This is a genomic window from Streptomyces sp. NPDC043878, from assembly GCF_056435735.1.
The window spans coordinates 243,136-257,084 of sequence record NZ_JBWKDW010000007.1 but is presented as its reverse complement, the minus strand read 5'-3'; the positions used below and the strand labels follow the sequence as shown (position 1 = coordinate 257,084).

Sequence of the window (13,949 nt, the reverse complement as noted above, 5' to 3'; positions counted from 1 at the left end):
CAGACAGGAACCGCCCGTTTTGTCCCCGTCGGCCGTTGGTCACACAGCGCGCGCGGAACCGTTGCCCTCGCCGGGTCCTGCGCCGATGAAGGGCGCGTACGCGTCCAGCAGGCCCAGCACCTCCGCCTCCCCCGCCGGCGGCAGCTGGACGACCGTCTCCTCGATGCCGAGCTCGGCGTAGTGGGCGAGCTTGCCGGGGCTCGGCTGGACGGCGTACGGGACGACCTGGAGGCCGGCCGGGTCGCGGCCCGCGTCGGCCCAGGCGGCGCGCAGCACGGGCAGCGACTCGGACAGGCCGCGCCCGCCGATCGGCAGCCACCCGTCGGCGTACTCGCAGATGTGCGCGAACAGCTTCGGGCCGGCCGCCCCACCGACGAGCGTGCGCGGACCGACGACGGGACCGCGCGGTTTCTGCACGGGCTTGGGATAGGCGGCGCTGGCCCGGACACTCCCGAACTCGCCGTCGTAGGCGGTGGGTTCGTCGCTCCACAACGCCCGCATCAGGCCCATCCGGTCCCGGACGAGCTCGCGCCGCGTGCGCCACTCCACCCCGTGGTCGTCGGCCTCCTCGACGTTCCAGCCGAAGCCGAGGCCGAGGGTGAAGCGCCCGCCGGACAGGTGGTCCAGGGTCGCGATCTGCTTGGCGAGGTCGATCGGGTCGTGCTGGGCGACGAGCGTGATGCCGGTGCCGAGGCCGAGGTCCTCGGTGACGGCGGCCGCCTGGCCCAGCGCGACGAAGGGGTCGAGCGTACGGCCGTACTCGGGCGGCAGCTCACCGCCCGCCGGGTACGGGCTGGTCCGCTCGACCGGGATGTGGGTGTGCTCGGGCAGGTAGAGCCCGGCGAAGCCCCGCTGCTCCAGCTCACGGGCGAGCCGGGTGGGGGAGATCGTCTCGTCGGTGAGGAAGATCGTCACGGAGATGCGCATGACCCATCTGTACCGGGGCGCGGCCCATCTGTCCATACCGACTGGTCGGCATCACAGGTGCACCGCTCGGCCGGTTCCTGCCCGCAATCCGCCGCTCCCCTTGCCGTGCACGGCAGTTCACGGCCGGAGGCCAGAGTGGCGGGCGGTCACCACCGCACCACCCAGCCCATGCCCTGTCCGTCACTCACGACACCCGGGGAGCAGCAGCATGTGCGAGGACCACCACGGCGGGACGGCGGGCCCGGCCCGGCGCGCGTTGTTCGTGACGGGCGCAGCCGCCGCGCTTACGTTGGGAGGCGTGAGCTTCGCGTCAGCGGCCGGCCGCTCGGGCGGCCAGGAGACCAGGACGGTGCGCGGCACCCTGCCCACCGGCTCCCCGGACTTCGTGTACGTCCCCGTCGAAGTCCCTTCCGGCGTGCGGGAGATCAGGGTCGCGTACACCTACGACCGGCCCGCCGTCCCGGCCGGCACGGCGGGCAACGCGCTCGACATCGGCGTCTTCGACGAGCGGGGCACCGAGCTGGGCGGCCGGGGCTTCCGGGGGTGGTCGGGCGGGGCGCGCACCGAGTTCTTCCTCCGCGCGGACGACGCGACGCCGGGATACCTCCCCGGCCCGGTGCGGCCGGGCACCTGGAACATCGCGCTGGGCCCCTACACGGTCGCCCCGCAGGGCCTGTCGTACGAGATCACGATCACGCTGACCTACGGCGAAACGGGCGCCGCCGTCGACCCCGTGTATCCGCCCGCCCGCGCCAGGGGGCGGGGCCGGGCCTGGTACCGGGGCGACTGCCACCTGCACTCCTGGCACTCGGACGGCCGCCGCACCCCGGCGGAGATCGCGGCGCTCGCGCCCGCGGCGGGCCTGGACTTCATCAACTCCTCGGAGCACAACACGAACGCGGGGCACCCGCACTGGGCGGACGTGGCCGGCGACGACCTCCTGGTCATGCTGGGCGAGGAGATCACCACGCGCAACGGCCATGTGCTGGCACTGGGCACGGACCCGGGGACGTTCGTGGACTGGCGTTACCGGGCCCGTGACAACCGCTTCGGCCGCTTCGCCCGCCAGATCCGCCGCGCCGGCGGACTGGTGGTCCCCGCCCACCCGCACGCCACCTGCGTCGGCTGCAACTGGAAGTTCGGTTTCGCCGAGGCGGACGCGGTCGAGGTGTGGAACGGCCCCTACACCCCGGACGACGAGGTCGCGCTGGCCGACTGGGACAGCATGCTGGTCGCGTCCGTGCGCGGCGGCGGCCGGGACTGGATCCCGGCGATGGGCAACAGCGACGCCCACCGGGACCCGGACGCGGTCGGACTCCCCCAGACGGTCGTCCTGGCCGACGACCTGACCCGGGAGGCGATCCAGGACGGCATCCGGTCGGGCCGGTCGTACGTGGCGGAGTCGAGCCGGGTCTCCCTTTCCTTCACCGTGACGGGCGGCCGGGGCCGGCAGGCGGGCATCGGCGAACGGTTGGAGGTCTCCCCCGACACCCCGGTGACGATCCGCCTGGAGGCGACCGGCGCCCCCCGCTGCACGATCCGCTTCGTCACGGACCAGGGCGTGCTGTTCACGAGCGCGCCGTTGCCGGTGGACGGCTCGGGAGCGGCGGAGTGGCACACGACCCCGGCCTACGCGGCGTACGTACGGGCGGAGCTGCGGCACGAGGTGGCGGCGGGGCCAGTACCGGGGGCGCTGGCGGCGTTCACGAACCCGGTTTTTCTGGGTCGCTAGCGGGAGTTGGGCGGTGGCAGACTGACCGGCCATGTCCCGACTGGTGGGCCGAAGAAGACAGCGGCGGCTCTGCGAAGTACGGGGACGGCCCGACAGCACACCTCCCATACGGATGAGGGGCTGGGCGGCACGTGGGGCGGTCTCCGTGGTGCCGCCTCGGCCGTCCGGTTCGAGTCGGTGCACGTGGGCCTGTGGGGCGCGGGTCACCGGCCGGGCTCGACCAGCCTGACCTGCGGGTTCATTCCACAACCTGTGGATCACGAAAGTAGAAGACAACAGTCACACCCATGCCCGGAGTGTGCGTGTACACGACTGTGATCGCCTCGGCCGAGTCTCGGGCGAGGGGCGTCGTGTACGTGTATTCCACGGACGGGGGCCGCCAGCCGGGGATCTCTCGCCCTACAGCCGGGTCGCGAGCAATCTCTTCGAGCGCCTCACGAACGGCTTCCCGCTCCCCCTCCGTCAGGTCACCGAACGCCTTCCTGGCGGGCTCGGCCTCCTCCAGCGGAACTCCGTTCACGTGCCGCTGCCCCCTGCCCGGGCGTCCTCCAGGGCCGCCATGACCTCGGGCGAGTTCCGGATCAGGATCCGGTGCCGGTAAGCCCTGACCACAGCTGCCGCGCCCTCGAAATCATTGGTCGGAGAGGCTCCTATGGCGGCTGCCAGCTCGTCCTCGAACCGCTCCCGGTCGCCCGGGAAGCCGTAGCGGCTGAGTGCACTGCGCAGGTCGTCCACCGTCCGGATCTCCGGCAGCGGCATCTCTCCCCAGGCGTGCTCGGGCTGTGCGCTCATGGTCTGCTCCTGGTGAACGGGCATGGCTCCACTTCCCAGTATGGCGCCGCCCGCGAGGGACGGACATCTCACTCCGTCGCCCAGAGCCCTCGCGACCCCGCTCACCACGCCCCCGCCCCGCACTCCGCCCAGAGCAGCTTGCCGCCCTTCGACGCGCCCAGTTCCCGGAGCACCGACGCGCCCCACGCGTCCGCGCAGGCCCGGACCAGGTGGAGGCCTCGGCCGCCCTCGGCTTCCAGCGGGGGCGGCGGTCCCGGGTCGGAGAAGCCGGGCGGGACGTGCGGGTCCGTGTCCCAGACCGCCACCCGCAGCCGGCCTGGCTCCGCCGAGCGGACGCGGAGCGCGTAGGGGCCCTTGGTGTGACAGTGCGAGTTCGCCAGGAGTTCGGCCGCCACCAGCTCTGCGGTGGGGGCCAGCTCGGGCATCTCATGCGCGGCCAGAATGAGCCTCAGAGTCGCCCGCGCGATACCCGGTGCGCGTGGGTCGTGCGGAAGGTGCAGGGTGTAGTTCCACGACGGGGATACGGTGGCCATCGGAAGTCTCCGGTCACTGAGGGGAGTTGGATGGGTGCCTGGTGTCTCTGCCGCGGCGTCCCACGGTGCGCTTCCAGACGGGGCGCCTGAGCAAGAAGATAGAGCTTGGCAAATGTCATTTGCCAATATCCGAGATACTTTCCTTCAACTTCCCTCGTGTGAGTGACCATTGCTGGAACGCGCGTGCAGGAGGAGTTCACATGCCCGCAAGACCGCCCCTGACGGCCCGTCGCCTCCGGCTGGCAGTCGAACTACGCAAGATGCGCGAGCGCGCGGGCATGACTGCAACAGAGGCCGCAGGAACTGTCGGCACGAGTCAGGGGCAGCTCAGCAACGTGGAATCGGGCCGGTTCGGCGTGAGCGCTGAACGGGTCAGGGCGCTCGCCCGCATCTACTCCTGTCCGGACCAGGCGTTCGTCGAGGCCCTGATCGGCATGGCGACCGACAAGACGTTCGGCTGGTGGGAGTCGTACCGCGAAGTACTGCCCTCAGGCCTCCTCGACCTCGCGGAGCTGGAGCACCACGCCACTGCTGTCCGCACTGCGTACACCTCCCACGTGCCAGGGCTGCTCCAGACTGCCGATCACGCGCGCGAGATCTTCCGCCACGTCATCCCTGCGCCCACACCACCCGAGGTCGAGCATCGCGTTTCGCAGCGCCTCAAGCGGCAGGGCGTGCTGTACAGGGCGGATCCGTCCCCGTACAGCACCGTCGTGCACGAGGCGGCCCTACACATGGGCGTCGGCGGCAGGCGTGTGGCCCGGGCCCAGCTGCAGCATTTGCTCGACATGGGCGAACAGGACCACATCACCCTCCGCGTGCTCCCGTTCGGCGTTGGTGCGTTCCCCGGGTCGGGCCAGTCCATCAACTATCTCCACGGCCCCGTACCGCAGCTCGACACCGCACAGCTCGACCAGTTCCATGGCCCGGTCTTCCTCGACGCCGAAGCCCTGCTGCTGAAATACCGGACCCTCCTGGACATCGTGGAGGCCATCGCCCTCAGTCCCGAGAAGTCGCGCGATCTGATCCAGTCCATCGCCCAGAACCTCTGAAGGAACGAAGATGTCCACGCGCACCTGGCAGAAATCGTCGTACTGCCAAGAAGGGGACGCCTGCGTCCACATATCCGCCGACGCCACCCCTTCCACTGTCCACCTCACCGAATCCGCCGATCCGACCGCAGCCGTCCTCATCACCGACTCCGTCACTTTCAGCACCCTTCTCAGCGCGCTGAAGTCGCGGGGTCAGGCTGCGTGGCGCCTGCGATCAGAAGTCCTTTGATCGCGTCCGGCACGCCAGGGCGTTCTCCGTGGTGCCTCCTTGGCCGTCCGGTTCGAGGCGGTGCACGTGGGCCTGTGGGGTGCGGGTCACCGTCTCTGTCGGGTGGCCGTCCGTGAAGAGCGCTCCGACTCCGTCGTCCAGTGCCCACCCGGCGGGCAGCGCGCCGGTGGCCACGGCTGCCCGGTAGGAGGCGCGGCGGCCCGGTTCGCTGTCGTAGTGCGGGCAGACCGACCCGGGCAGCAGGCCCAGGCCGTCCGGCAACGCGGTCAGCGGGCCGTAGGAGTCCGTAAGTGAGCTTTCGGCCCAGCAGTTGGCGCCGGCGCTGATTCCGCAGAGCAGCGTTCCACGGTCGTGGGCCTCGCGCAGTATCCGGTCTACGCCGTGCGCGCGCCATACGGCCAGGAGGTTCGCGGTGTTTCCGCCGCCCACGTAGATGACGTCCTGCGAGAGCAGGAACCTCCGCAGGGCGTCGTCATCGAGTTCCCGCCGGAAGAGGGACAGGACGCCAGGCTCACAGTCGCGTGGCCGGAACGCGGCGAGGAACCGTTCGACGTAACCGGGGGCATCACCACTGGCCGTCGGGACGAAGCAGACCCTGGGCCGGGAAGTGCGGGCGTGGCCGAGCACCCAGTCGTCCAACAGGCCGTCGTCCTCGGTGGAGAACCCTCCGCCGAGGAGAGCCAGGCGACGTGGGGGACGGACAGCCATGGGGGCGCCTCCTCGATCAGCTGGTCGGTGCCGACCGTAACGCGTGGTCGTCCACGGCCGTCGTCATTTATCGGCGACCGTCGTCCTTGCGGCTCCTCCGCCGGAGTTCACGTCGTTGTCTGCCCGGCAGGGTGGCCGCCAGTTCGCCCACCTCGGCGACGTCGTGGCACTCGCCGTCCCGGCCGCCCCGGCACCACCACACCGGTGCGCCGGTCGCGTCCGTGTGGTCCGGGTACCAGTCCTCCGTGGTCCCGGGCGGGCGCGGATGCATTCCGGTCTTGTGCTCCCGGCAGACCGGCCACACCTGCCACAGCAACTCCATGAGGGTCTCCTGCGCCGCCCCCGCGACCACCATCAGGACCGTCGTCGCGTCGTCCGGCTCCGGCGGGTCGCCGGCCTCCACATCGCACGCGTTCACCGCGTTGCCCTGCCAGCGGCCGTCCGGCATCGCCACGTAGACCTGTTCGTTCTCCGGTTGGGGCACGCACATCAGCACCAGCGCGTCCTGGTCGGGCAGGGTGGCCGTCACGTCGCGGTTGACCACCGCGAGCGCGGCCTCCAGCTTCGGCCACCGGCCGGGCTCGGCCGGCCGGGGCGGCGGTGGAGGTTCGCTGTCCCGACCGGGACCGATGGGCGAGTGGGAGAAGTGGCTCACCGCCGCATCCTGCCAACTGTTGCGAACAGGAGACATCGATTTGCGGACGGGCGTCCGTACAACCCGGTGACGCCCTCGCGGGTCTCCCCCACATCCGGACCCTGTTCCGGCCCCTCGTGCTGGGAGAACCATGCGCAAGCGCTACGCGGCGGTCCTCACCGTCGCTCCCCTCGCCGTCCTCGCCGCCGTGGTGCCCGCCGCTCATGCCGACACCACCGTGGGAGACGCCCGCATCACATCCATCAGTGTCAGCAAGCCGGTCATCGGCGTCGGAGCCACGCTCGGGGACGGGGTCGGCGTCACGCTGACCGCCTCGGACGACTCCGGGATCGTCGGTGTTGTCGGCCCCAAGGTGGTCGGCCCCGACGGGCTGGTCATCCGTCCCACCCGCGACGAGTGCACCGCGCAGAGCGCGACCACCGTGCGGTGCGTCTACAGCTTCCCGCTCTCGCCGGACGGCACGGACGCGCAGGACCTGCGCGACAGCGCCGCGGGCGGCTGGCACTTCAAGGCCAAGGCCGTGGCCGCCGACGGCGACTCCCACCACCTGTCGCCGGGCGCACCGTTCAGCGTCAAGCGGCACGCCAAGCTGGAGAGCACCGACGCCTCGCCCGAGCCGGTCGACAAGGGCGGCGAACTCACCGTCACCGGCTGGCTCCGGCGGGCCGACTGGGACACCAACGTCTGGGACGACTACGCCGGCAAGTCCGTGATCCTCCAGTTCCGCAAGTCCGGCACGGACACCTTCAAGGCCGTCAAGACGGTCACCACCGACAGCGCCGGCAGACTGCGCACCGAGGTCACCGCGAACACCACCGGCACCTGGCGCTGGCGGTTCACCGCCAACACCGTTTCCACGGGGGCGACCTCGCAGGGCGACCGGGTCGTGGTGCACTAGCCACCGGAGGCGCCCCCCGCACTCCGCCCACAGCAGCTCGCCGCCCTGCGACGCGCCCGATCGTCCACCGTGCCGTCCCGCGGCTCGACACACCAGCACCTCTCCTTCCCGTACAACCCTTCAGGCTCACCGGAGGTCATCTCTGGGGCTCGCATGTATGTCCTGGAGAGGAACCCATGTCCCGGCCCCATCACAAGCGTTCCCGGCGTCCCGTCGTCCTGGGCGCCACCGCCGTCGCGGCCGCCCTGGCCGGTGGCCTGCTCATCACCCTGCCCGGCGGTGCGAGTGCCGCCCCGTCGCACCTCGCCGACGACTTCAACGGTGACGGCTACCGCGATCTGGCGACCGGCGCCCCGGGTGCCGTCGCGAGCGGGAAGGCGAAGGCGGGCGCCGTGGTCGTCAACTACGGTTCGTCGAACGGCATCAGCGCCGCGCGCCACAAGTCCACATCGCAGAGTTCCGCCGGCGTGCCGGGCACCTCGGAGACCTCCGACCGCTTCGGCACCGAACTCGCGCACGGCGACCTCAACAACGACGGCTACGGCGATCTCGTCGTGGGCACACCTCTGGAGGACGTCGGCGGCGATGTCGACGGCGGTTCGGTCACCATCCTGTGGGGCGGCTCGTCCGGCCTGTCGGGCGGCACGACGATCAGCGACCCGAACGCGTCGGGCCACGACCGGTTCGGCCAGTCCCTCGCGGTCGGGGACTTCACCGGTGACGGGAAGGCCGATCTGGCGGTGGGGTCCACCGGCAAGGACGTGTGGATCTTCAAGGGCGGCTTCACCAGGTCCGGTGGCGCGGCCGGGAAGCTGCGCTTCGACGCGCAGATCGAGTCCGGCGCGTACCCCGACGGCGCCGTCCAGCTGGCCGCCGGGGACTTCGACAACGACGGGGCGGACGACGTGGTGGTGGGGTCCGCCGCGGGCAACTTCGTCTACCTGGGCGCCTCGACCGGGCCCACTCCGCAGACCGAGGTGGGCGAGGGGTACGCGGGCGCGCTCACCGTGGCCGACTTCGACCGCGACGGGCACGACGACCTGGTCGTCGGCACCGACTTCGTCGACATCATGGACCAGACGGCGAAGGGCGGCTACGTCACCGTGTTCTACGGCGGTGCGGCGGGCGTCGACACCACGCGCAGCGCCGTCTTCAGCCAGGACACCCCGGGCGTGCCGGGAACGGACGAGTCCCACGACTCGTTCGGTGGCACCCTCGCCGCGGGCGACGTCAACGGTGACCGCTACCCGGACCTCGCCGTCGGCGCCGACTTCGAGACCATCGGCTCCGCGGCCGAGGCAGGCAACGTCTGGGTGCTGCGCGGCGGCGCCTCCGGCCTGACGGGGACCGGCGCCCAGTCCTTCAACCAGGGCACCCCGGGTGTCCCGGGCGCCAACGAGTCCTCGGACATGTTCGGCGACGCCATCCACCTCGCCGACCACGACAAGGACGGCCGCGCCGACCTGTCGGTGGGCGCGGGCGGCGAGAACAGCGACGACGGCGCCGTATGGGTCCTGCGCGGCTCCACCGCAGGCGTCACGGCCACCGGCGCGGTGACCTTCGGCGCATCGTCCGTGGGCATCGGGAACTCGGGGCACGACCCCATGTTCGGGGACGCCATGTCGGGCTCCTGAGCTCGCGACCTGGTGCGTGACAGTCGGCGGAGTCGCCTGCCGCGCACCAGGTCGTCAGTCCGTCGCCCCCGCCGCCAGGTCCGCGACCACCGCCGCGTGGTCCGAGGGCCATACGCCGTCCACCGGGCCCGCGCCCGCACGGCGGACCGAACGGACGTGGCCGAGGCCGCCGGGGCCGGGCGGCCCCACGTGGACGTAGTCGATGCGGACGGCCGGGCTGTGGTCGGCGACGTACGGGTTCGCCGGGTCCCAGGTCGCGGAGGGGGACGCCGGGTCGGCGTACTCCCACGCGTCGAGGAAGAGCTGGCCGGGGGCGGCCGGCGCCGTCCTGTAGCCGCCGAAGCGGCGGATCTCGTCGGAGTCCGGCCACGCGTTGAAGTCCCCGGTGATCACCGGCGGGAACGCGGTGCCGTTCCGGTGGGCCGCCACGAACTCCGCCAGCGCGGTGACCTGTTGGACGCGTACGGCCGACGCCGCGGGGGCCGAGGTGAGGTGGGTCGTGAAGAAGGGGACCTCGTGGTGGGGCGCGGCGAGGCGGGCGTAGAGGGCGAGGCGTCCGTCGTCCAACTCCTCGGGGGCGGGGAGCCGCAGGACGTCCTGTTCGATGACCGGCCAGCGGCTGAGCACCGCGTTGCCGATCTCGACGGACGGGTCCCCGATCCGCCGCTGCCACCGCTCGGACGCGTGGGAGGGGGCCCAGGCCCAGTGCAGGCCGAGTTCGTCCGCGAGCCATCCGGCGAGGTTCTCGCCGTCGGCCGCCCACACCTCCTGGAGGCCGACGACGTCCGGCTCCAGGTCCCGCAGCACGGCGAGAACCGCTTTCTGCCGCTCGGCCCAGGGCCCGAACCGCCACCACAGGTTCCAGCTCACGATGCGCATCGCCGACCCGCCCGTCCCCTCTCCCGTCCAACACTGGGACCATTGAAGACCACCGCCACCTGCGTGAGGCAGCGGACGAAGACAACGGACGGGGAAGTGTCAGTGAAGCTGTTCCGCGACGCCGAGTCCAAGTACCGGGCCGTCTCAGCCGTCCAGCGACGGTTCGCCAACCCCTTGCAGCGCCGGATGCCGACGCAGACCCTGCTGGAGACCACCGGCCGGGTGTCGGGTGAGCCTCGCCGCACCCCGGTCGGCGGCCGGCGGATCGGGGACTCCTTCTGGCTGGTCTCCGAGTTCGGCGAGCGCTCGCAGTACATCCGCAACATCAAGGCGGACCCGCGGGTGCGGGTGCGGCTGCGGGGCCGCTGGCTCACCGGCACGGCGCACCTCCTGCCGGACGACGACGCCGTGGTACGGCTGCGCGGCCTGCCCCGGATGAACAGCGCGGCGGTACGGGCGGTGGGCGCGGGACTGCTCACGGTGCGGGTGGATCTCGACTGAGCGCTCCGCCGGACGTGCCGCGACGTAGCGTCCGGTGCCGTCCGGTGCCGTCCGGTGCCGTCCGGTGCCGTCGGTCGTCCGCGGCACCGTCGTGGCTCGTCGCGCGGGTCCCCGCGCCCCCTGAGGGCAGGGGGTCAGCCCGGCCAGACGATCGACTGCACCTCGCTGTACGCGTGCAGCGCGTACGAGCCGACGTCCCGGCCGACGCCGCTCTTCTTGAAGCCGCCGAAGGGGGCCTCCATGTTGCGGGCGACGGTGTTGACGCCGACGCCGCCGGCGCGCAGCCGGCGTGCCACGCGGAAGGCGCGGGCCACGTCGCCGGACCAGACGTAGTCGATCAGGCCGTAGTCGCTGTCGTTGGCGAGGGCGATGCCCTCCTCCTCCTCGTCGAAGGGGACCACGACCACCACCGGGCCGAAGATCTCCTCCCGGGCCACGCGCATGTCGTTCGTGCAGTCCGCGAGGAGGGTGGGGGCGACGTAGAAACCCCGGTCCAGGCAGGGGCGTTCGGCGCCGTGGACCACCACCGCGCCCTCCTTGCGGCCCAGTTCGACGTACGACTCGATCCGGTCCCGGTGCACTTCCGAGATCACCGGCCCGACGACCGTGTCCCGCTCCCGTGGGTCGCCGACTTTCAACCGACGTGCGTAGGAGGCAAGTTGGCCGACCAGTTCGTCGTACACCCCGCGTTGCGCCAGGACGCGCGTCGGTGCCGTGCAGATCTGTCCGCTGTAGAAGGAGAACGTCGAGCCGACACCGGCCACCGCCGAGCGGAGGTCAGCGTCGTCGAAGACCACGGCGGCGCCCTTGCCGCCCAGTTCCATCAGCTGCCGCTTCATGCCCCGGCCGCAGACCTCGGCGATGCGCCGGCCGACCGCGGTCGAACCCGTGAAGCTCACCATGTCCACGTCGTCGCAGTCCACGGCCGCCTCGCCGACCTCCACCGACCGGCCGGAGACGACGTTCACGACTCCGGGCGGGGCCCCGGCCGCCTCCAGCGCCTCCGCCATGCGGTAGACGGACAGCGGGTCCTGCGGGGCCGGTTTCACCACGACGGTGTTGCCCATGGCGAGCGCCGGGGCGACCTTCCCGGCCGCGTTGGCCCACGGGTTGTTGTAGGAGGTGATGCAGGTGACGACCCCGACGGGTTGCCGTACCGCCAGCGCACCGGTCACGCCGGCCCGGCCGAGCGGACCGGCCTCGGTGATCTGCGGCGTGATCGCCCACTCGGCGGGCTCCACGCGCGCGTACCGCTGGAAACGGGCCGCCGCCACTCCCACCTGCATCGCCCGGGCCGTCCCGGTCGTCGCGCCGGTCTCCGCCCGGGCCAGTTCCGCGGCGGGCACCAGCCGCTCGCGGACGATGTCCGCCGCCCGGCCGAGGATCGCCGCCCGCTCCTCGGCGGAGGTGCGCGACCAGGGCCCGAACGCCTCGCGGGCGGCGGCGCAGGCCGCGTGCACCTGGTCCCGGGATGCCTCCGGCGCCCAGCCGACGGTCTCCTCGGTCGCCGGGTCGACGACCTCGTAGTGACCGCCGTCCGGCTCCACCCGGCGACCGCCGAGGAACAGTCCCGGGCCGTCGGTCACCCGGTCGCCGTCGAGCGTCCGCCGCTCACGGGTCACCTGGTCGCCACCGTCCCCGTGTCCCGGCCCGAGCGCAGGACCCGGCCCGGTACGGCGCCCGTCACGGTGTCGTCGCGGATCGCCTCGACGCCGTTGACCCATACGGCCCGTATCCCGATCGCCCTGGCGTCCAGCCGGGGGCTGTCGCCCGGCAGGTCGTGCACCAGGGTGGCCGTGCCCGCGCTGATCCGCTGCGGGTCGAAGAGGACGAGGTCGGCATGGAAGCCCTCCCGCAGCCGGCCGCGTTCGCGCAGGCCGAACAGCTGTGCCGGGTCGTCCGTCAGCATCTTCACGGCCTGTTCCAGGCCGACGAGTCTCCGGCCGCGCAGGCAGTCGCCGAGGAACCGGGTGGTGTACGGGGCGCCGCACATGCGGTCCAGGTGGGCGCCCGCGTCGGAGCCGCCGAGCAGGACGTCCTCGTGGTTCCAGGTCTCGGCGCGCAGCGCCCAGGACGCGGGGTCGTTGTCGGTGGGCATGGGCCACAGGACCGTACGCAGGTCGTCGGCGGCGCAGATCTCGACCAGGCAGTGGAAGGGGTCGAGGCCGCGTTCGGCGGCGATGTCCTTGACCACGCGCCCGGACAGGCCCTCGTTGGCCTCGCTGTAGGTGTCGCCGATCACGTAGCGGCCGAAGTTCGCCAGCCGCCGGAAGACGCCCGCCTCCTTGGAGTTGGCGCGCTCCAGCATCCCGGCCCGTACGCCGGCGTCCCGCAGCCGTGCGATCCGCTCCGGGACCGGCAGGCCGAGGATCGGGCCCCAGCCGGGGATGAGGTTCAGGGCGCAGAACGTGCCGAGCGACATGTTCATCGGCGTGAGGATCGGCATGGTGAGCGCCACCACCCGGCCGCCCGCCTTCCGGGCCTGTTCGCTCGCCAGCAGCTGCCGGGGCACGCGTTCGGGGACGGAGGCGTCGATGGTGAGGACGTTCCAGTTCAGGGGGCGTCCGGCGACCGCGCTCATCTCCACGAGCAGGTCGATCTCCGGGTCGCTGAACTGGTCGAGGCAGCCGGCGACGATCGCCTCGATCTGGGTGCCCTCGTGTTCCCCGACGGCCTTGGCGAGGGCCAGGAGTTCGGCCGGCCGGGCGTGCCGGGAGGCGACCGGGCGGCCGTCGCCGTCGGAGTGGGTGGAGGACTGGGTGGTGGACAGGCCCCAGGCGCCGGCGTCCATCGCCTCGTGGAACAGCCGCAGCATGGACGCCAGTTGGTCCTCGCTCGGCTGTCCGCCGACCGCGTCGGGACCCATGACGTACCGGCGCAGCGCGCAGTGCCCCACCATGAAGCCGGCGTTGACGGCGATCCGCCCCTCCAGCGCGTCGAGGTACTCGCCGAAGCCGTGCCAGGTCCAGGGCGCGCCCTCCTCCAGGGCGACGAGCGACATGCCCTCCACCCTGGCGAGCATGCGGCGGGTGTAGTCGGCGTCCTCGGGGCGGTCCGGGTGGAGCGGCGCGAGGGTGAAGCCGCAGTTGCCGGCGGCGACGGTGGTCACCCCGTGGTTCAGGGACGGGGTGGCGTAGGGGTCCCAGAACAGCTGGGCGTCGTAGTGGGTGTGCGGGTCGACGAAGCCGGGGGCGAGGACGAGCCCGGTGGCGTCCTCGCTGGTGCGGGACTCTCCGGTGACCGTGCCGATCACGGCGATACGGCCGTCCCGGATCCCCACGTCCGCCGGGTACGCGGGGCCGCCGGTGCCGTCGACGACGGTCGCCCCTTTGATGACGTGATCGAGCATGCGCCCTGCCTCCTCAACTCCGTTGGGATCCACGCCCCGAGGGCGCGGGGAACCGCGGAC

15 protein-coding genes are annotated in these 13,949 nt (G+C 72.1%); 6 read left to right on the top strand and 9 right to left on the bottom strand.

What is annotated here, in order from left to right; translation table 11 throughout:
• Positions 1-39: 39 nt before the first annotated feature.
• Complete coding sequence (locus AC07AZ_RS12930; protein ID WP_478846831.1) at positions 40-927, bottom strand: LLM class F420-dependent oxidoreductase; 888 nt, start codon at positions 925-927, stop codon at positions 40-42.
• A 208-nt stretch (positions 928-1,135) separates the two neighbouring features.
• On the opposite strand from AC07AZ_RS12930, the gene AC07AZ_RS12925 reads away from it, so the two are divergent.
• Complete coding sequence (locus tag AC07AZ_RS12925) at positions 1,136-2,659, top strand: CehA/McbA family metallohydrolase (RefSeq protein ID WP_478846829.1); 1,524 nt, start codon at positions 1,136-1,138, stop codon at positions 2,657-2,659.
• Positions 2,660-2,897: 238 nt separating this feature from the next.
• Here AC07AZ_RS12925 and AC07AZ_RS12920 read toward each other — a convergent pair whose 3' ends face one another.
• From AC07AZ_RS12920 to AC07AZ_RS12910, 3 genes are all read right to left on the bottom strand, one after another.
• On the bottom strand, positions 2,898-3,179 hold the full coding sequence (locus AC07AZ_RS12920; protein ID WP_478846827.1) for a hypothetical protein: 282 nt from the start codon (positions 3,177-3,179) through the stop codon (positions 2,898-2,900).
• Positions 3,176-3,451 carry a hypothetical protein gene (locus AC07AZ_RS12915; protein WP_478846825.1) on the bottom strand — a complete coding sequence of 92 codons (276 nt, stop codon included), beginning with the start codon at positions 3,449-3,451 and terminating at the stop codon, positions 3,176-3,178. The genes AC07AZ_RS12920 and AC07AZ_RS12915 overlap by 4 nt, the downstream gene beginning before the upstream one ends.
• 101 nt (positions 3,452-3,552) lie before the next feature.
• Positions 3,553-3,984, bottom strand: a complete 432-nt coding sequence (locus tag AC07AZ_RS12910; protein WP_478846823.1) for an ATP-binding protein — start codon at positions 3,982-3,984, stop codon at positions 3,553-3,555.
• 200 nt (positions 3,985-4,184) lie between these two features.
• Here AC07AZ_RS12910 and AC07AZ_RS12905 point away from each other — a divergent pair, with 200 nt between their 5' ends.
• Together AC07AZ_RS12905 and AC07AZ_RS12900 are read left to right on the top strand one after the other, a co-directional pair.
• Entirely contained in the window at positions 4,185-5,036 is an 852-nt protein-coding gene (locus AC07AZ_RS12905; RefSeq protein ID WP_478846821.1) for a helix-turn-helix domain-containing protein, read from the top strand.
• Positions 5,037-5,046: 10 nt separating this feature from the next.
• On the top strand, positions 5,047-5,265 hold the full coding sequence (locus AC07AZ_RS12900; RefSeq protein ID WP_478846819.1) for a DUF397 domain-containing protein: 219 nt from the start codon (positions 5,047-5,049) through the stop codon (positions 5,263-5,265).
• Here AC07AZ_RS12900 and AC07AZ_RS12895 read toward each other — a convergent pair.
• Positions 5,251-5,973: a Type 1 glutamine amidotransferase-like domain-containing protein gene (locus AC07AZ_RS12895; protein ID WP_478846817.1), complete on the bottom strand. Its 723-nt coding sequence runs from the start codon at positions 5,971-5,973 to the stop codon at positions 5,251-5,253. The genes AC07AZ_RS12900 and AC07AZ_RS12895 overlap by 15 nt on opposite strands.
• 67 nt (positions 5,974-6,040) lie before the next feature.
• Positions 6,041-6,628 carry a hypothetical protein gene (locus AC07AZ_RS12890; protein ID WP_478846815.1) on the bottom strand — a complete coding sequence of 196 codons (588 nt, stop codon included), beginning with the start codon at positions 6,626-6,628 and terminating at the stop codon, positions 6,041-6,043.
• Positions 6,629-6,758: 130 nt separating this feature from the next.
• Between AC07AZ_RS12890 and AC07AZ_RS12885 the strand changes: the two genes are divergently transcribed.
• Positions 6,759-7,526 carry a calcium-binding protein gene (locus AC07AZ_RS12885; protein WP_478846813.1) on the top strand — a complete coding sequence of 256 codons (768 nt, stop codon included), beginning with the start codon at positions 6,759-6,761 and terminating at the stop codon, positions 7,524-7,526.
• 176 nt (positions 7,527-7,702) lie between these two features.
• On the top strand, positions 7,703-9,160 hold the full coding sequence (locus tag AC07AZ_RS12880; RefSeq protein WP_478846811.1) for an FG-GAP-like repeat-containing protein: 1,458 nt from the start codon (positions 7,703-7,705) through the stop codon (positions 9,158-9,160).
• A gap of 54 nt (positions 9,161-9,214) precedes the next feature.
• Here the strand turns inward: AC07AZ_RS12880 and AC07AZ_RS12875 are convergent, their stop codons facing one another.
• On the bottom strand, positions 9,215-10,039 hold the full coding sequence (locus AC07AZ_RS12875; protein ID WP_478846809.1) for an endonuclease/exonuclease/phosphatase family protein: 825 nt from the start codon (positions 10,037-10,039) through the stop codon (positions 9,215-9,217).
• Between the two features lie 108 nt (positions 10,040-10,147).
• Here AC07AZ_RS12875 and AC07AZ_RS12870 point away from each other — a divergent pair, with 108 nt between their 5' ends.
• Positions 10,148-10,540, top strand: a complete 393-nt coding sequence (locus AC07AZ_RS12870; protein ID WP_478846909.1) for a nitroreductase/quinone reductase family protein — start codon at positions 10,148-10,150, stop codon at positions 10,538-10,540.
• Positions 10,541-10,674: 134 nt separating this feature from the next.
• On the opposite strand, the gene AC07AZ_RS12865 is transcribed toward AC07AZ_RS12870, so the two are convergent.
• Positions 10,675-12,162 (bottom strand): aldehyde dehydrogenase family protein, encoded by a 1,488-nt coding sequence (locus tag AC07AZ_RS12865; protein ID WP_478846807.1) that lies wholly within the window; start codon positions 12,160-12,162, stop codon positions 10,675-10,677.
• Entirely contained in the window at positions 12,159-13,889 is a 1,731-nt protein-coding gene (locus AC07AZ_RS12860) for an N-acyl-D-amino-acid deacylase family protein (RefSeq protein WP_478846805.1), read from the bottom strand. Before AC07AZ_RS12860 ends, AC07AZ_RS12865 begins: the two co-directional genes overlap by 4 nt.
• Positions 13,890-13,949 lie beyond the last annotated feature (60 nt).